The organism is Streptomyces sp. NPDC005485, assembly GCF_040606085.1.
Taxonomy (GTDB): domain Bacteria; phylum Actinomycetota; class Actinomycetes; order Streptomycetales; family Streptomycetaceae; genus Streptomyces.
The window spans coordinates 1-17,268 of record NZ_JBEXDZ010000056.1; the positions used below are offsets into that span (position 1 = coordinate 1).

Here is a 17,268-nt window from a genome sequence, read left to right on the forward strand (position 1 = left end):
TGGCCCCCGCTGGCGGGGACGCTCTGCGGCAAGGTGGTGTGGGCCCTCTGCCGGCTCCCGCCGCGGGCCTCCGCCCATTCATGAACCGCGGCGCCTTCCGGCGCCGCGGTTCTACGCGCGTTACCCACTGTCGAGAAGCGCGGACGCTCGGTCACCCGCCTAGGGCGCCCATGGTCAGCCCGCTATCAGGTGGTCGAACTCGCCGTCCTTGATGCCCAGGAGCATCGCCTCGATCTCGGCGCGGGTGTAGACCAGCGCGGGCCCCTCGGGGAACCGTGAATTCCGCACGGCCACCTCGCCGCCCGGCAGCCTGGCGAACTCCACGCAGGAACCCTGCGAGTTGCTGTGCCGGCTCTTCTGCCAGGCCGCCATCCCGTCCAGCTCTGTCGCAGCCATGCCGTTGTACACGTCATCCACGTCGTACACGTCGTGGTCCACAGGTCGCTCCCCGGTGGTGCAGTGGCTGAGGTGGCCATTGATGCATTGGTCAACTGCCCCGGATCATAGCTCTGTTCATGTGCGGATGCATGGGCGGATGCGCGTGCAGATGCACGTGCACGCGGGGTGTTCCTGCGGTTACAGCTTTTACCCGCCTTTTGACTACCGACGGTTGACCGAACGACTACAGCTCGTTCCGCGCCCGCTCCAGAGCCTGAATTCCCTCGTCTACTAGGAACAGACGCATGGAGCGGCCTTCGTGTTCCAACGTCCGCGTGATCGTCTGCTCAGCGACTCCCGTACGGCAGCAGCGCCATCTCGCGCGCGTTCTTGATCGCACGTGTCAGCATCCGCTGCTGCTGGGCGGTCACCCGGGTGACCCGGCGGCTGCGGATCTTCCCGCGGTCCGAGATGAACTTCCGCAGCAGGTCGGTGTCCTTGTAGTCGATGTAGGTGACCTTGTCGCGGCCCAGGGGGTTGGGACGGGACTTGGACGCGGTCCTGCGCTCGGGCTTGCGGGCCATGGGTCAGACCTCCAGGAGGGTGTCGAAGGCGGGCGGGAGCCGCTTCCAGGCAGCGCGCCCGGCGGCGTACTCGGTGTCGGTCAGCAGGCAGGACTCCAGGAGCAGTTCGAGCCCCTCGCGGTCGAGCCCCGGGGAGGTGAACACAAGGTGCTGGCAGCAGTCGCCGTGCTCCGGGTGCCAGTCGAGCGCGGCGGCCGCGCGGCGGACCGGCGGGACCATGTCCCAGGCCGCGTCCGGCAGCGAGGCGAGCCACGGCCCCGCGTTCTCCACGCACAGCGCACCGCCCGCGGCGTCCCAGTGCAGCAGCGTGTCGGGCCGGTCGGCGAGCCAGAAGCGCCCCCGGCTGCGGGCGGCCGCGCAGGTCAGGTCCTCCAGCGCCGCGTACAGCCGCTCCGGGTGGAAGGGACGGCACCGATGCCATACGAGGGTGGCGACGCCGTGCGCGTCGGCGTCGGCCGGGAGCAGGGCGCACGCCGGGTGCTGGGCGGCGGCCGCGGCCTCGACGTCGAACCCGGCGAACGCGGCGGCGGCCAGCGGGGAGCGCGTCGAGCCGCCGTACTGGACGGGCACTTGGCGGGCCGTCGGGTGCAGTTGGGCGAGCAGGGCGCGGTCCTCGTCGTCGGCCTCCGCCGAGTCGGCCACGGCGAGGACGGGGGCGTACTCCAGCTGGCGCGCGAAGGTGTCGGCGACCGTGCGCTGGTCGGTGGCGGCCGCGGCGAGGCCGCCGTCGGCGAGGTCGTCGCCGTTGCCGAGGTAGGGCAGCAGCAGGGCCGGGTCGACGGCGGTGATCACGCCGGTCAGCCGCAGTCCGCTCGACGCGACGACCTCGGCCATCGCCTTGGGCTCGACCGAGTCCCACAGCTCGACGACCGCGAGCCGGGTGAGCCCGGCGTCGGCCAGTCGCTCCAGCTCGGGCACCAGGTCCTCGCGCAGGGCGCAGCACGCGCAGTCGTTGACGAGGGGGGCCTCGCCGACGGAGAGGATTCCGGTGGCGTCGCGGACCGTCCGCACGACCGTGCCGGCCGCGGCGGTGGCGAGGTCGTGGTAGAGGGCGACGCTGCCCGGCACCTCGGCGAGGAGCCGTTCGACGGTGGCCCGCCGCGCGTCCGTGTGCAGACCGCCGACGATCGCCACGCAGAGGGCGCTCATCCCGTCAGCTCCGCTTTCCGAACCGGCGCTCGAAGCGCTCGACGCGCCCGGCGGTGTCCAGTACGCGTGCGGTGCCGGTGTAGAAGGGGTGGCTCACGTTCGAGATCTCGACGTCCACCACCGGGTAGACGTTGCCGTCCTCCCACTCGACGGTCCTGCCCCCGGACAACGCGGCAAGCGTGGAGCGAGTGAGGAAGGCGTGGTGCGCGGCACGGTCCCGGAAGACGACGGGCCCGTACGGCGGGTGGATTCCTTCGCGCATGTCGGTCAGCGCTCCTCTCGGAAGTCGACGTGCCGGCCCGCGACCGGGTCGTACTTGCGCAGGACCATCCGGTCCGGGTCGTTGCGCCGGTTCTTGCGGGTGACGTAGGTGAAGCCGGTCCCGGCCGTGGACCGGAGTTTGATGACGGGACGGAGTTCGTTGCGTGCCATGCTGGTACCTTACTGAAAATGAATCCCATTACCAACCACGGTCGGAACGGCGACCGAGAGAGGTGCGTCACCTTGTCCGCGCACTGCATGCTGACCGGCGCCCGGCCGGGCTTCGGCAACTCCATCTCCCACTCCCACCGGCGCACCTCCCGCCGCTTCGACCCGAACGTCCAGCGCAAGCGCTACTGGCTGCCGAGCGAGGGCCGGCACGTACGGCTGCGGCTGAGCACGAAGGGGATCAAGACCGTCGACACGATCGGCGTCGAGGCCGCCGTGGCCCGGATCCGTGCCCGGGGAGTGAAGATCTGATGGCCAAGAAGAGCAAGATCGCGAAGAACGAACGGCGTCAGGAGACCGTCGCGCGGTACGCGGCGCGACGGGCCGAGCTGAAGGAGATCATCCGCCGCCCGTCGTCGGGCGAGGCCGAACGGGCCGCAGCCCGGCGAGAACTGGCCCGGCAGCCGCGCGACGCCAGCGCCACCCGCGTACGCAACCGGGACAGCGTCGACGGCCGCCCGCGCGGCTACCTGCGCGCCTTCGGGCTGTCCCGGGTGAACCTGCGGCAGCAGGCGCACGCCGGGTTCCTGCCGGGCGTGCGCAAGTCGTCCTGGTAGTCCCCCGGGCCGGGCCGGGGTCCTGGCCGCGGTCCCGACCGGCGGTCCCGACCGGCGGTCCCGACCGGCGGGGCTCATCGGTTGTCCTGGTAGCTTGCTGCGGTCGTTCCGGTGACGGGACGGCCTCAGCAGCCACACCTTGGGGGCTTCCAGTGACTTCGGCTTCGGCGACCTTCTCGTCCGGCTCGCGCCGCCGTACGGCCCGTATCGCGCTCACGGCCGCCGGTGTGGTGGCCGCGCTCGTGCTGACCGGGTGCAGCAGCGACGGCGACAGCGGCGGGGACGGTGACTCCGGGAACACGTCCGCCACTCCCACCGCGACGGAGACCGCCGCCACCGGGGGCGGCTCCGGCTCCGGGGAGACCTCCGGTGCCAAGGGCACGCTGGAGGGCAGCTGGCTGGCCACCACCGACGGCAAGGCCGTCGCGCTGATGGTCACCGGTAAGAAGGCCGCCGTCTTCACCACCGGCGGCACGGTGTGCAGCGGCACCGCCGGCAAGGAGTCGGGCATGCAGATGATCCGCCTCAAGTGCGCCGACGGCAGCGACGACCGCGCCACCGGCATGGTCGACTCCGTGAGCGCCACGACCCTCAAGATCACGTGGTCGGGCGGCGCCGGCAAGGAGACGTACACGAAATCCGAGACCGGGACGCTGCCGACCGGCCTGCCTACGGCGAGTCTCGGCTCCTGAGTTCCCCGGTTCCGTCCACCGTCATCGGGGGTACGGCGGTGTCCAGCGCCTCGGAGAGCTCGACCAGGGACTCCAGCAGCAGGCCCGCGCCCCGGCGGACGACCGCGTCGGGGACGGCTTCGGCGCCGTCCCAGGCCTCCAGGGCGGCACCTACGGCGTCCCAGCGCGGGACACGGCGCTCGCGTACCGCCTTCGCGCCCTGCTCGGTGGCCGTGCGCAGGGCCTCGGCGAAGCGGGCCGCCGCCGGAACGGGCGTCGCGTCCCGGTCCGGGAGGTGGGCCTCCATCAGCATCGCGACCCGGCCCAGCTGTGCGAGGGCGTCCTCGGCGTCGTCCGCGACCGTCCGGGACAGGCCCCGGTGGCGTACCGGCTCGTCCTTCGCCCGGGCCACCGCCGTGTGCCAGGCCGCGCGGGCGCCGCGCGCGGCGAGCAGGGCCTCGCGGACCTCCGGGGCGGTTCTGCCGGCGGGGTCGGCGTAGTGGATGACGACCGTCGCCGCGTAACGGCCCTGCGTGGTCAGCCAGTCCGCGAGGCGGGAACGTAGCCGTGGGGTCTCCCAGGCCGGGTACACGGCGTACGCCAGCATCGCCAGGAGCCCGCCGATCAGGGTGAGGACCACCCGTTCCGGAACCGTCTGCGTCCACTGCTCGCCGCCCATGCCGAGCAGGAAGACGACGTACGCCGCCACGCAGGCCTGGGCCGCCATCTGGCCGGTGCGCATCAGGAGGTACATCAGGGCCGCGCTGAGCACGGCGAGGGTGCCGGAGAGATACGTGCCCGGGGTCGCGACGCGCACGATGCCGGTGGCCAGGGCCACGCCCACGAGGGTGCCGCCGAAGCGGGCGACGGCGCGGCTGTAGGTCTGGGAGAAGTCGGGGCGCATGACCATGACCGAGGTCAGCGGGGCCCAGTAGCCGTGGCCCAGGGGGAGGGCGGTGCCGATCACGTAGCCCGCGGCGGCCACGGCGGCGACCCGGGTCGCGTGGCGGGTGATCCGGGAACCCTTGTGCAGCTCCTTGCGCATGGCGTGGAGGGCCACGGGGATCAGGCCCAGGAGGGTGGGGCGGCTGAGGGGGGTCGGGGTGGGCTGTGGGGTGGGCGTGGGCTGTGGATTTTCGCCCCCTCCGCCCCTTCCCGTCCCGTCCTCCTGGGGGCTTCGCCCCCTCTCCCCCCTGTCGCGCTTCGCGCTCTTCCTCAAACGCCGGACGGGCTGAGACGGCCTTCCTGCCGTCTCCAGTACGTCCTCCAGGAGCCTGCCCAGGCGAATCGCCGCCCGGTGCGGTGGGCCCGTCAGGATCGCGCCCGTGTCCGGGGTTCTGAAGGCGGCCACCGCTCCGGGCGGGAGGGTGACCGGGGCGCCGTGGCGGATGGCTCGGGCGGCGGCGTCGAGGAGGGTGGCCGCGGCGGAGAGGAGTTCGCGGACCCGGTCGCGGGCCGGGCCCTCCTCGGGGACGCCCATCGCGGGGTCGGCGAGGGAGGCGAGGACTGGCCGGATGCGTTCGGCGAGGCCTCGGGCTCCGTGCAGTTCGGAAGGGCGGGTGCGGGCCTGGCGCGGGGTGAGGGCGGCCGCGTTGCGGGCCTCCATCAGCGGGAGCGGGTCGAAGGAGGCGACCGGGTCGTGGCGCAGCCGGCGCGCGTAGTCGGCCTCGGCGGCCAGGGCGTCGGCGAGGGCGTCGCGGTGGGCACCCCAGCGCCGTACGGGGAAGAGGACGATCAGCGCCGCCTGCACCAGACCGCCCACGATCATCATGGCGCCGTGGCCCGCCGCCTCGACGACGGAGGTCGGCAGGGTGACCGTCACCAGCATGATCGCGACGTTGGACGAGGCGATCAGGCCGATCGTGGGGCCCGCGGCCCAGCTCATCCCGGCCAGGAACGTCCACGCCACCAGCAGGGCCAGGAACAGGACGAAGTGGGAGATCGTGACGTAGCCCAGGAACGTGGAGACGGCGAGGCTCGTGCCGGAGGCGAGGGCGAGTTCCGGGCGGGGCCGCCAACTGCGCTGGAACGTGGCGATCGCCGCCTGGAACGCGCCGAACGCCGAGCTCGCGGCGGCTCCCGGCCCGAAGGCCCACAGGCTCAGGCCGATGACGAGGGCGAGGCCTGCCGCGCCGCGCACCGCGATCAGCGGTTCGAGACGTTTCCGCTCGACCGTCAGACCCGAGCGCGTGGTCTCCCTCAGCGCCCGGAGCCAGCTCATCCGGCCAGCGTAGGGCCTGTGTCACGGGTGCCATGGGAGGTTCGGTCGCGGTCGTGGGTCCCGCGCGAACGGAACGGGCGGGGCGCGTGAACGGGTGCCGCGCGCGTGCGTGATGATCGGTGCGTATCGCCGAACCTCACGGGGGATCCCATGCGCGTCGTTCCCATCGCCGTCACCGCACTCGCGGTGGCCTTCGCCCTGACCGCCTGCGACGACAGCGGCGGTGACGGAGGTGGCGACAAGACCGCCACGAGCACAGCCGGCGCGGGAAGCACGGCGGGCTCGAAGTCCGGCACCGGCTGCCGTCTCGACGGAGTCGGCGTGCAGGTCGGCCCCGCCGGCGAGGCGCCGGCCGCCGGGGACACCGGCATCGTCCCGGTCACCCTCACCAACCGCGGCGCCACGTGCACCCTGCAGGACTTCCCCGGCATCGAGCTGACCACCGGCGACGCGTCCTACGACGTCGCCGGGGACAAGCGGGCGAAGCCGCTGAAGCTGACCCTGAAGAAGGGCGAGACGGCGACCTTCACCGTCACGTACGTGCGCGGCGCCTCGGGCGGCAGGAACAGCGCCGCGGTGACGGACATGAACATCAGCCTGCCGGGCAGCGACGCCCAGGCCGGCTACTCGTGGAAGTACGGCGATGTCTCGCTCAAGTCCGGCGGGAGGCCCGACGCCTCCGTGAGCTCCTTCCAGCAGGCCGGCGACTGACCCACCGCGCGGTCATCGCAGCGGCGGGCGCGCCCTGACCTGGGCGCGGTCCGCCGCTGCGGCGCCCTGTTCCCATCCGGCCGCGTCCGTGACCCCGCGCAGGCGGGTGGTGACGGTGTCCGGGAACATCTGCTCCATGTGGTCCGCGACCGCCACGTCACGGGCCGCGAGGACCGGCAGCAACTCGCCCCCGGACACATCCACCTGGCCCTCGGCGACCGCCGCGAGCCGGTCCCCGATACGGTGCGCGTACGCGGCCAGGAACGACTGCCGGAAGGTCTTCGTACGCTTGCGGCCGCCCGCCCGCTGCTGCGCCTCCGCCTTCGTCATCGCGGCCGTGGCCTGCACGAGCAGCGAGGTGTAAAGCAGCTCCACGGCCTCCAGGTCGGGTTCGAAGCCGACGACGGTCGAGAAGCCGAGCGCCTCGTTCCACACCGCCCGGCAGCGGTTCGCCCCGGCCACCGCGTCCAGCAGCACCGCCTTCGCCGTCTCGTACGGCGCGTCGATGCCGATGCGGCAGGCGCCGGGCGCGTCCTTCGCGTGCGTGCGGGCGGCGAGCAGCGCCTCGTCGATCGAGTGCCGCGCCATCAGCTCCTGCGCCTTGGCACTCAGCGCCTCCGCCTCCTCCGGGAACCCGGTCGCCTCCGCCTTGGCGAGCAGCGCGCGGATCCGGCCGAGCATGCGGGAGTCCTTGTGCGGCTCCTGGGGGGCCTTTCCCGGTACGTCCACGGGCTCGATGGAGGGGAGGCGGAGCAGCAGGCGGTACAGCTCCAGGACGGCGGTGGCGTGGGAGAAGCGGTCGGTGCGCGGGGGCTCGGCGTCCAGCTCCGCGAGCTGGGCCGCCCAGCGCGGGCCGCGCGGCCCGTCGTCCTTCGCCTGCGCCACGACCAGGGCCGACGCCAGCTGTACGTGGATGTCCGCCAGCTCGCGCCGCACGATCCGTACGACGTCGGCTGGCTGCCAGCCGCGCCGCCAGGCCCCGGCGACGAACTCCTCGCCTCGGCGGGCGAGTTCGGCGTCGGCCGAGGAGTCGGCGGCGAGCAGCGAGGCGCCCGTGTCGAGGGCCGCGTCGGAGTCGGCGTAGAGCGCGGCCTCGAAGGCGCGCTCAACGGTGCTGGGCGTACTCATTCCCCGATCGTGCCACGCGGCCTGGCGGGGCTCGCCCGGGTAGGGCCTGCCCTACCACCGGGACGCCCTCTGGTGGTCGTGTGCGGGCGGCCGCCGGACGGTTCGCTGGGGACATGACCACCACCACGGCCGTTGCGGCCGCCGTACGTATTCGATCCCTGCGCCGCCATTACGGTGCCGTCGCCGCCCTCGACGGCGTCGACCTGGACTTCGCCGCCGGGACCTTCACCGCCGTGATGGGGCCGTCGGGGTCGGGGAAGTCGACCCTGCTGCAGTGCGCGGCAGGGCTCGACCGGCCGAGTTCGGGGACCGTGGCCGTGGACGGGGTCGAGCTGGCCGGGCTGGGCGAGCGGCGGCTGACCCTGCTGCGGCGGGAGCGGATCGGGTTCGTGTTCCAGTCCTTCAACCTGCTGCCGTCACTGACCGCCGCCCAGAACGTGGCCCTGCCACTGCGGCTCGCCGGACGCCGTCCGTCCCGCGGGCAGCTGCGCGAGGCGCTGGCCCGCGTGGGTCTCGCCGACCGCGCCGGGCACCGGCCCTCGCAGCTGTCGGGCGGACAGCAGCAGCGAGTGGCCCTCGCACGAGCCCTGATCACCCGCCCGGCCGTGCTCTTCGGCGACGAGCCCACGGGGGCGCTGGACACCACGACGGGCCGCGAAGTCCTGCTCCTGCTGCGCGAGTTGGTGGACCGGGAAGGACAGACGACAGTCATGGTCACCCACGACCCGGTGGCCGCCTCATACGCGGACCGTGTGGTCTTCCTGGTCGACGGCCGGGTCAACGGGGAACTGACGGCACCGTCCGCGGAGCGCGTCGCGGCGCACATGACGGCGCTGGAGCGTGTGCGGTGCTGATCCTCTCCTCCCTGCGGGCGCGCTGGGCCTCTCTGCTCGGGGCGTTCGTGGCCGTCGGGCTCGGGGTCGCCGTGATGGCGGCGATGGGGCTCGGGCTGGCCGCCGCCCTCGATCCGCCCGTGCGCGAGCCGCAGCGGTTCGCCTCCTCGCCGGTCGTGGTGGCGGGGCGGGACACGCTCACGGTGGAGGTGCGGCGGGGGCCGGGCACCGCGCACGTGTCGAAGAAGCTGGACCGTCCACACCCTGTGGACAGCCAACTCGTCCGGGAGCTTTGGAAGTTGGGCCCGGTTCGGCTGGACGGCTCGCGGCGGGACGCGGTCGGCGTCGACGCGTCCGCCGCGGCCGTGCGCGAGGTCGTCGGTGACCGCGCCCGTGTCCTCACCGGCGCGGACCGTCGGCTCGTCGACCCGGCGACCGAGCGGGACGCCGAGGCACTCGTCGGGGTCGACGCGCTGCTGGGCACGGCCGCCGGGGTGTCGGTGTTCGTGTCGGTGTTCGTGACGGCGTCGACGTTCGCCTTCGTGGTGGCGTTGCGGCGGCGGGAGTTCGGGCTCCTGCGGATGGCGGGGGCGACGCCCGGGCAGGTGCGCCGGCTCTTGCTCGGGGAGGCCCTGGCGGTGGGGGTCGTGGCCTCGGCGGCGGGGTGCGCCGCGGGGGGCCGGGGGGCGCCCTGGCTCGGGCGCGTACTGGTCGACGGCGGGGTGGCGCCGACGTGGTTCGCCGTGAGCGGGGCGGCGGCCTGGCCGTATCAAGTCGCTTTCTGGACAGGCGTGTCGGTGGCGTTCACCGGAGCGTTTGCGGCCTCGCGGCGGGCGGGGCGGATCGGTCCCGTGGAGGCGCTGCGCGAAGCGTCCGTCGACACGGACGTGATGCCGTGGTCGCGGCGCGCGATCGGCTGCGCCCTTCTTGCGGGCGGACTCGGGCTGCTGGCCTGGAAGTTGGGGTCGCAGCCCGCCGACCTGCTGAAGCGGAAGACGTACACGACCCAGCCGATGCTCCTGGTGACGGCCGTGGCCGCGCTCGCTCCGGTCCTGGTCCGTCCCGTCGTACGCCTGGTGCGGCTGCCGGGTGCGAGCGGGCTGCTGGTCCGTGCGAACGCGTCCGCCTCGGTACGGCGTACGGCCGCCGTGGCCGCTCCCGCCCTCGTGGTCGTCGCGCTGGCGGGCTCGCTGCTCGGCTCGGCGGCGACCGTGGCGGGGGCGAAGGCGACGGAGGCGCGTGAGCGGACGCACAGTCAGTTCGTCGTCACCGGGGACGCGTTGGGGGTGCCGCGGGTGAGCGGGGCCACGGTGTCCGCGACCGCGTCCACCGCCGTCTTCGTACGGGAGGAGGGGACCGCGCTCATCCGGTCCGACGCGCGGGCGGTACGCGACGTGGCGGCGTTCGCCGCCGTGTCCCGGCTTCCGGTGGTCGCGGGAGACGTACGCGATCTCGACGACCGCTCGATCGTCGTGAACGAGGAGTGGGAGCGGCACACCGTCGGCTCCTGGGTCGACGTATGGCTCGGCGACGGGCGGCCCGCGCGGCTGCGGATCGTCGCGGTGCTGGGGCGCGGTACGGGCGACAACGGGGCGTATGTCACCGCCGCGAACGGCGCCGGGGCCGGGGTCGACCGGCTGGAGGTGCGGGTCGCTCCCGGGACGGACCGGGCCGGCGTCGCTGCTGCCCTGCGTACGTCCGGCGGAACGGTCCGGACTACGTCCGCGTGGCTGGCCGCCACCCGGCCGGGCACCGGTCCCCAGACCCGCCTGGGACTCTTCGTGGTGCTCGGCATCGCGCTCGTGTACGCCGGGATCTCCCTCGCCGGAACGCTGTTGATGGCCACGACGGCGCGGGGGTCCGAACTGCGCTCGCTGCGGCTGGCGGGGGCCACGCGGGGGCAGGTGCTGCGGGTGGTGGCCGGGGAGGCGGTGCTGGGGGTCTGCGTCGGGGCGGGGCTCGGGGGCGTGGTCACCGGGGTGAACCTCGCGGGGGTGGCGGCGGCGCTTGGGCGGTTGTCGGCACCGGTGGGGGTGGTGGTGCCGTGGGAGGTGGTGGGCGGGTGTGTGGGGGTGTGTGTGGTGATCGGGGCGGGGGCTTCGGGGGTGGGGGCTTGGGGGCGGGGGCGGGGGTGAGGCGGTTGTGGGCGTCTCACGCTTTGGAAATGGGTCGCCGGGGAGGGCGGGCGCGTCGAGCATGGCGGCCATGGTCGACACATCCCTGTACGCAGCGTTTCTCGTCGCCGGCTTTGCGCTCTGTGTCACGCCGGGGCCCGACATGATGTTCATCGTGGCGATGGGCGGGCGGGGAGGGCCCGGGGCGGGGGTCATGGCCGCGCTGGGCGTGGCCTCCGCGATGCTGGTGCACGCGGTGGCCGCGATGCTCGGGCTGTCGGCGCTCTTCACGACGCTGCCGACGCTCTACCACGTGCTGCGCTGGGTGGGCGCCGCGTACCTCCTCTACCTCGCGGTGAAGGCGTTCCGGGATCGTGCGGTGCCCGTCGAGGCGGGCGGGGAGGCCGGGCCGGGGCGGTGGCGGGCGTTCTGGCAGGGGGCCGTCACCAATCTGCTCAACCCCAAGGTGATCCTCTTCAACATCGCGTTCCTGCCCCAGTTCGTGAACCCCGAACTGGGGCATGTGGCCGGGCAGTTCATGATCCTCGGCGTCACCATGGTGGTGATGGGCTTCGCGGTCGACGGATCGATCGGGCTGCTCTCCGGGCGGCTGTCGGCGCTGCTGCGGCGCAGTCGGCGGGTGGCCAGGGGCCTGAACCTCTTCAGCGGGACCGTGTTCACGGGGCTGGCCGTGCGCCTGGCGGCCTCGCCCCAGTAGCAGAAGAAGAGAGAACAGATGATGTCAACTTCGGGTTGACACCCCATGAGTGTCAACCTAACGTTGACACATGACCTCGAACTCAGCCGGCACGGCACGCGTACGCCTCGACGACCTCATCGAAGCCATCAAGACAGTGCACACCGACGCGCTCGACCAGCTCCAGGACGCGGTGATCGCCGCCGACCACCTGGGCGACGTGGCCGACCACCTGATCGGCCACTTCGTGGACCAGGCCCGGCGTTCGGGCGCGTCCTGGACGGACATCGGCAAGAGCATGGGCGTCACCCGGCAGGCCGCCCAGAAGCGCTTCGTCCCGAAGGCGGAGTCGGACCTCGACCCCAGCCAGGGCTTCGGCCGCTACACCCCGCGCGCCCGCCAGGCCGTCATGGCCGCGCACAACGAGGCGAAGGCCGCCCGCAACGCCGAGGGCCTGCCCGAGCACCTCGTGCTCGGGCTCCTCGCCGTCCCCGAGGCGCTCGCCGCGAAGGCGATCGTCGCGCAGGGCGTCACCCTGGACGCCGTACGCGAGGCCGCGACCGCAGCGCTCCCCCCGGCTGCCGACGAGGCCCCCGAACTCGTCCCGTACGGTCCCGCCGCCAAGAAGGCCCTGGAACTCACCTTCCGCGAGGCCCTGCGCCTCGGCCACAACTACATCGGCACCGAGCACATCCTGCTGGCCCTGCTGGAGCTCGAGAACGGCGAGGGCGTACTGAGCGGCCTCGGCGTCGACAAGTCCACGGCGGAGGCCGGGGTCGTGGAGATGCTGAAGGCCGTGGTGGCCGCGGGGAAAACCGAGGAGGTCTGAGGAGGAGGGCAGGAGGGGGCCTCGGCCTCCGGTTGCGGGGCGTTGTCAGACCTCCCTGCGAGACTCGGAACCATGACCGAGCGCTGGGCTCTCGCCCCGGCCGAGGACGGTGGTGCGCAGGTCGCCCCCCTCGGCCTCGGCGGGCTGCCCGCCGGGCCGGTCCTGCGGGAAGCCGACCTCGCCGAGGCCGTACGGTCCCGGCCCGAGGTGACCCGGTGGGTCTGGCGGTCGACGGCCGAGGTCTATCCGCGACTGCTCGCCGCGGGCGTGCGCGTCGAGCGGTGCTACGACATGGAGGACGCCGAGACCCTGCTGCTCGGCCACGAGGGGCGGCTCGGCGAACCCCGCTCCGCGGCCGCCGCCCTCGCCCGGCTGCGCGGCGGCCCCGTACCGCCCGACCCGCCCCAGCGCTCCGCCGAACCCGGCTCCCAGTCGTCCCTGTTCGAGCCGCGCCCCGTCCACGTGCCCCTGGAAGATCTCCTGGAGGTGTACGCGGACCAGCAGCGCCGGCACGACGCCACCGCGCACCCCGAGCGCATGCGGCTGCTGACCGCCTCCGAGTCGGCGGGGATGCTGCTCGCCGCCGAGATGAACCGGTCGGGGCTGCCGTGGAGCGCGGACGTGCACCGCGAGGTGCTGCACGAACTGCTCGGCGAGCGGTACGCGGGCGGCGAGCCCCGGCGGCTGGCCGAGCTCGCCGACGAGGTGTCGCAGGCGTTCGGCCGCCGGGTCCGCCCCGACCTCCCCGCCGACGTCATAAAAGCCTTCACCCAGGCCGGGATACGGATCAAGTCCACCCGGAGATGGGAGATCGAGACCCTCGACCACCCCGCCGTGAAGCCCCTGATCGAGTACAAGAAGCTGTACCGGATCTGGGTCGCCCACGGCTGGTCGTGGCTCCAGGACTGGGTGCGCGACGGACGCTTCCGGCCGGAGTACCTCGCGGGCGGGACGGTCACCGGGCGGTGGGTGACCAACGGTGGCGGTGCGCTGCAGATCCCGAAGGTGATCCGGCGCGCGGTGGTCGCCGACCCCGGCTGGCGGCTCGTGGTGGCCGACGCCGACCAGATGGAGCCGCGCGTGCTGGCCGCGATCTCGCGCGACCCCGGCCTGATGGAGGTCGCGGGCCGCGAAAGCGACCTGTACCAGTCCGTCTCGGACAAGGCGTTCTCCGGCGACCGCGCGCAGGCCAAGCTCGCCGTGCTCGGCGCGGTGTACGGACAGACCTCCGGGGACGGGCTGAAGAACCTGGCCGCGCTGCGCCGCCGCTTCCCCAAGGCCGTCGCCTACGTCGACGACGCGGCCCGCGCCGGTGAGGAGGGCCGTCTCGTGCGGACCTGGCTCGGGCGTACGTGTCCACCGGCGGCCGGTGCGTCCGACGCCGCCGGGGAGGAGGCGGGCATCCCGCAGGACGACCCCCTCGACGGCACCGAAACCGGCACCCAAACCGGGACCGAATCCGGGACCGGCAGTGACCAGGGGTGGGTGCCCGGGTACGCCTCTTCGAACACCCGCGCCCGCGGCCGTTTCGCCCGGAACTTCGTCGTCCAGGGCAGCGCCGCCGACTGGGCGCTGCTCGTGCTCGCCGCGCTCCGGCGCACCTGCGCGGGCCTCGAAGCCGAGCTGGTCTTCTTCCAGCACGACGAGGTGATCGTGCACTGTCCGGCCGAGGAGGCGGAGACCGTCGTCGCCGCGATCCGCGACGCCGCGGACCTGGCGGGCCGGCTGACGTTCGGCGAGACACCGGTCCGGTTCCCGTTCACGACGGCGGTGGTGGAGTGCTACGCGGACGCCAAGTGACTACTTCTCCGGTGTCCCCGCCAGCAGTTCCCGCAGCTCCCCCAGCACCGAGCTGTCCGTCCCGTCCAGTGCGGCGAGGGCCGACTCCCACAGCCCGTACGCCTCCTCCGTCCGGCCCTCCGCGTGCAGCAGCAGCCCCCGCTGGTGGCGGGCGAGCCCCGCGGTGTAGCGGTCGGCGCGCTGGTTGGCGCGGCACAGCAGCAGGTCGCATTCGCGGGCGGCCTGCTCGCGTTGCCCCACTCCGGACAGGGCCCGCACCAGCCCGAGCCGGGTCTGCGTCTCGCCGTGCCAGTCGCCGTGGGCGCCGAGGATGCGCAGGCTCTCCTCGAAGTGCGGTACGGCGGCGACCGGTTCGCCGAGGGTGAGGTGGGCGTAGCCGATGTTGCAGTGGGCGGAGTGCCGGATGATCACGTCGTCCAGCCGCTCGCCGAGCGCGAGGCTCCGCTTGTGGTGGTCGATGGCGACCCGCGGGTCGGTGTGCTCGTACAGGTTGCCGAGATGGCTGTAGGTGATGGCCTCGGTGTGCGGGTCGCCCAGCGTCCGGGAGAGTTCGAGGCTCTGCAGCAGCGCCTCGCTGGACTCGGCGTGGCGGCCGAGGCCTTCGAGGAGCATGCCCCGGTTGTTGAGCCCCCGGCGCACCCAGGACAGGACGCCGAGCCGCTGCCAGATGTGCAGTGCCTCGTCATTGAGTACGAGTGCCTCGCCCGCGCGGCCCGTCATGAAGTGCATTCCGGCCAGGTCGCCCAGCGCGTACGCCTCGGCGGCGGCGTCCCCGAGCCGCCGCGCCGCCCCGAGCGCGGCCCGTGTGAGCAGCTCCGTCTCGGCGACACGGCCCCGGCGCTGGAGGTAGGGGCCGAGCAGGCGCACCAGGAGGGGCACATAGGCGGACGAGTCCGCGTACCGCTCGACCAGCGCCACCACGTTCTCCAGCTCCGTGTCGCCCCAGGCGAAGGCCTCCTCGGCGGAGGCGAACGGCGGCGCGGCCGCGACGTCCGCCGTGTGCGCCGACGGCTGGGTGGTGGTCGGGCGGCTGCGGTCCTCGCGGTCGAGGCCCGGTTCGACGATCGCCGCGAGCGCGCGTGCGGCGACGCCGGTGTACCAGCGCAGGGCCTGCTCGGCGACGCACCCGCCCTCGCCTTGGGCCGGGGTCTCCTGACCGGCTTCCGCCGGGTTCGCGGCGCCCTGCGCCTCTGTGCTCCCCGCGATCTCCCGGGCGAAGTCGCGGACGAGGTCGTGGGGTGCGTAGCGGCCGTATGCCGTCTCCTCCAGGAGGGCGACGTCGACGAGGCGGTCGAGGGCGGCCTCGGCGCGGCGTTCGCCGGTGCCGGTGAGGCGGGCGAGGAGGGGCGCCCCGTACGCGGGGAGGTCGAGCGTGCCGATCCGGCGCAGGGCGAGCGCCGCGTCCCGGTCGGCCTCGCGCTCGGAGGCGTGCAGCGCGTCGTGCGCGACGGCGAGGGATCTGCGGACGCTCAGGTCGTCGTATTCGAGGTGGTGCAACCGGCCTTCGGTGGCGGTCAGTTGACCGGCGAGGACGTCCGGTGTGAGTGCCTGGCGGGCGGCCAGCCGGGCCGCGACGACCCGCAGGGCGAGCGGCAGCCGTCCCGTCAGTTCGACGAGGGGGTGGGTGCCGTCGAGGCCTTCACGGCGCCCGGAGACCGCGCGCAGCAGCGCCGCGCTGTCCTCGTCCGACAGCGGAGCGAGCGGGAAGCGGTGGGCGCCGTCCAGGGCGGTGAGCGGCGAGCGGCTCGTGACGATCACCGCGCACCCGGCGCCCGCGGGCAGCAGTGGCCGCACCTGCGCGGCGTTCGCGGCGTCGTCGAGAACCATCAGCGTGCGGGTGGGCGCGAGCATGGAGCGGAGCAACGCGGCCGCTGCGTCCGGGTGTTCGGGGATGCCGCGCGGCTCGGCACCGAGGTCGCGCAGCAGCGCGGCGAGCGCCTGGCCGGGGGTGAGCGGGGTCATGCCGGGCGTGGCGCCGTGCAGGTTGACGTACAGCTGGCCGTCGTCGAAGCGTTCCCTCAGCCCGTGGGCGACATGCAGGGCCAGCGCGCTCTTGCCGACGCCGGCCATGCCGCTGAGGACGGCCACGGCCGGGGCGGACGTCGCCGTCGACACCAGCCGTCGCAGTTCTTCGCGCAGGTCATCCCGGCCGGTGAAGTGGGCAGGTGGCGGCGGGAGTTGGGCGGGCCGGGGCGAGCGCTCGGGAGGAGTGCGCTGCCGGTGTCCGCGGCCTTCGGCGGCGGCGCCCCCCGGCTCCCCGGGTGCGGCCAGCCGCGCGTACTCCCCGCTGCCCTCCTCCTCGCCCGCCCGGAGGATCTCCAGATGTGCGTCGCGCACGGCGGGCCCGGGTTCGACGCCGAGTTCGTCGACGAGACGGGCCCGCAGATCGCGGTGGACGGCGAGGGCCTCGGCCTGGCGGCCGGTGCCGTGCAGGACGAGCATCAGCAGCCGGTGGAAGGACTCGCGGAGCGGATACTCGGCGACCAGGGCGGCCAACCCGGGTGCCAGAGCGGCCAGTCGACCGGCGCCGACGGAGGGGTCGCCCGCCTCGCCCGCGGCGGCCGCCGCCCCGGCGAGGTGCAGTTCGGCGTCGTAGCGCCACTCCAGTAGGAGCAGCCGCGCCTCCTCCAGGCGCTGGACGAGGGCGAGTCCGCCGCGCTCGGCCGGGACGCCGCTGAGCGGCGCTCCGCGCCACAGGGCGAGCGCCGCCGTGGACGCGCGCAGCGTCCGCTCCCGGTCGCGGTCGGCGTGCGCGGCGCGTGCGGTCATGACGTGGCGCTCGAAGACGCGGACGTCCAACTCGCCCTCGTCGACCCGCAGGAGGTACCCCGGCGGCACCGCCCGCAGCCGCTCCGTGCCGTCCTCGCCGAGCAGCCGTCGCAGCCGGGTCACGTGGTTGTGCAGGGATGCCTGTGCGGAGGCGGGCGGGGTGCCGCCCCACAGGGCGTCCTTGAGCGCGTCGACGGAGACGACGCGGCCGGGCTCCAGGAGCAGCGCGACGCACAGGGCGCGCACCTTGGCGCTGCGGATTGGCCGGATCTCGCCGTCGGCGTCGTACAGAACCGGCGGACCCAGCAGCCCGAACCGCAGCTCGTTCCGCATCGTGC

At 73.8% G+C, this 17,268-nt stretch carries 17 protein-coding genes; 9 read left to right on the top strand and 8 right to left on the bottom strand.

What is annotated here, in order from left to right; genetic code table 11:
- Nucleotides 1-174 precede the first annotated feature (174 nt).
- From ABZS97_RS20210 to rpmG, 5 genes are all read right to left on the bottom strand, one after another.
- Nucleotides 175-438 (bottom strand): DUF397 domain-containing protein, encoded by a 264-nt coding sequence (locus ABZS97_RS20210; RefSeq protein ID WP_356139646.1) that lies wholly within the window; start codon nt 436-438, stop codon nt 175-177.
- Between the two features lie 287 nt (nt 439-725).
- The gene (gene rpsR / locus ABZS97_RS20215; RefSeq protein WP_356139647.1) at nt 726-962 is read right to left on the bottom strand and encodes a 30S ribosomal protein S18; all 237 of its coding nucleotides are present in this window, start codon (nt 960-962) and stop codon (nt 726-728) included.
- A gap of 3 nt (nt 963-965) precedes the next feature.
- Nucleotides 966-2,111 carry a GTP-binding protein gene (locus ABZS97_RS20220; protein WP_356139648.1) on the bottom strand — a complete coding sequence of 382 codons (1,146 nt, stop codon included), beginning with the start codon at nt 2,109-2,111 and terminating at the stop codon, nt 966-968.
- Nucleotides 2,112-2,115: 4 nt separating this feature from the next.
- Complete coding sequence (locus ABZS97_RS20225; protein ID WP_356139649.1) at nt 2,116-2,373, bottom strand: type B 50S ribosomal protein L31; 258 nt, start codon at nt 2,371-2,373, stop codon at nt 2,116-2,118.
- 5 nt (nt 2,374-2,378) lie between these two features.
- A complete protein-coding gene (gene rpmG, locus ABZS97_RS20230) occupies nt 2,379-2,543 on the bottom strand; it encodes a 50S ribosomal protein L33 (protein WP_093835800.1) in 165 nt (54 codons plus the stop codon).
- Nucleotides 2,544-2,615: 72 nt separating this feature from the next.
- On the opposite strand from rpmG, the gene rpmB reads away from it, so the two are divergent.
- The 3 genes from rpmB (at nt 2,616) to ABZS97_RS20245 (ending at nt 3,849) form a co-directional block, all read left to right on the top strand.
- Nucleotides 2,616-2,852 (top strand): 50S ribosomal protein L28, encoded by a 237-nt coding sequence (gene rpmB, locus ABZS97_RS20235; RefSeq protein ID WP_356139650.1) that lies wholly within the window; start codon nt 2,616-2,618, stop codon nt 2,850-2,852.
- Complete coding sequence (gene rpsN, locus ABZS97_RS20240) at nt 2,852-3,157, top strand: 30S ribosomal protein S14 (RefSeq protein ID WP_356139651.1); 306 nt, start codon at nt 2,852-2,854, stop codon at nt 3,155-3,157. The genes rpmB and rpsN overlap by 1 nt, the downstream gene beginning before the upstream one ends.
- Before the next feature lie 152 nt (nt 3,158-3,309).
- The gene (locus ABZS97_RS20245) at nt 3,310-3,849 is read left to right on the top strand and encodes a hypothetical protein (protein WP_356139652.1); all 540 of its coding nucleotides are present in this window, start codon (nt 3,310-3,312) and stop codon (nt 3,847-3,849) included.
- Here the strand turns inward: ABZS97_RS20245 and ABZS97_RS20250 are convergent.
- Nucleotides 3,827-6,049 (bottom strand): FUSC family protein, encoded by a 2,223-nt coding sequence (locus tag ABZS97_RS20250; protein ID WP_356139653.1) that lies wholly within the window; start codon nt 6,047-6,049, stop codon nt 3,827-3,829. The two genes, ABZS97_RS20245 and ABZS97_RS20250, sit on opposite strands and share 23 nt — an antisense overlap.
- 150 nt (nt 6,050-6,199) lie before the next feature.
- Here ABZS97_RS20250 and ABZS97_RS20255 point away from each other — a divergent pair, with 150 nt between their 5' ends.
- Nucleotides 6,200-6,760, top strand: a complete 561-nt coding sequence (locus ABZS97_RS20255; protein WP_356139654.1) for a DUF4232 domain-containing protein — start codon at nt 6,200-6,202, stop codon at nt 6,758-6,760.
- Nucleotides 6,761-6,772: 12 nt separating this feature from the next.
- Here the strand turns inward: ABZS97_RS20255 and ABZS97_RS20260 are convergent, their stop codons facing one another.
- Complete coding sequence (locus ABZS97_RS20260) at nt 6,773-7,888, bottom strand: DUF2786 domain-containing protein (RefSeq protein WP_356139655.1); 1,116 nt, start codon at nt 7,886-7,888, stop codon at nt 6,773-6,775.
- A 113-nt stretch (nt 7,889-8,001) separates the two neighbouring features.
- Between ABZS97_RS20260 and ABZS97_RS20265 the strand changes: the two genes are divergently transcribed.
- The 5 genes from ABZS97_RS20265 (at nt 8,002) to ABZS97_RS20285 (ending at nt 14,161) form a co-directional block, all read left to right on the top strand.
- Nucleotides 8,002-8,742, top strand: coding sequence for an ABC transporter ATP-binding protein (locus tag ABZS97_RS20265; RefSeq protein WP_356139656.1), 741 nt, complete (start codon nt 8,002-8,004; stop codon nt 8,740-8,742).
- On the top strand, nt 8,736-10,856 hold the full coding sequence (locus ABZS97_RS20270; RefSeq protein WP_356139657.1) for an FtsX-like permease family protein: 2,121 nt from the start codon (nt 8,736-8,738) through the stop codon (nt 10,854-10,856). The genes ABZS97_RS20265 and ABZS97_RS20270 overlap by 7 nt, the downstream gene beginning before the upstream one ends.
- 70 nt (nt 10,857-10,926) lie before the next feature.
- Nucleotides 10,927-11,553, top strand: a complete 627-nt coding sequence (locus ABZS97_RS20275; RefSeq protein WP_356139658.1) for a LysE family translocator — start codon at nt 10,927-10,929, stop codon at nt 11,551-11,553.
- Nucleotides 11,554-11,623: 70 nt separating this feature from the next.
- On the top strand, nt 11,624-12,361 hold the full coding sequence (locus ABZS97_RS20280; RefSeq protein ID WP_356139659.1) for a Clp protease N-terminal domain-containing protein: 738 nt from the start codon (nt 11,624-11,626) through the stop codon (nt 12,359-12,361).
- A gap of 72 nt (nt 12,362-12,433) precedes the next feature.
- Complete coding sequence (locus ABZS97_RS20285; protein WP_356139660.1) at nt 12,434-14,161, top strand: bifunctional 3'-5' exonuclease/DNA polymerase; 1,728 nt, start codon at nt 12,434-12,436, stop codon at nt 14,159-14,161.
- On the opposite strand, the gene ABZS97_RS20290 is transcribed toward ABZS97_RS20285, so the two are convergent.
- The gene (locus ABZS97_RS20290; protein WP_356139680.1) at nt 14,162-17,263 is read right to left on the bottom strand and encodes a BTAD domain-containing putative transcriptional regulator; all 3,102 of its coding nucleotides are present in this window, start codon (nt 17,261-17,263) and stop codon (nt 14,162-14,164) included.
- Nucleotides 17,264-17,268 lie beyond the last annotated feature (5 nt).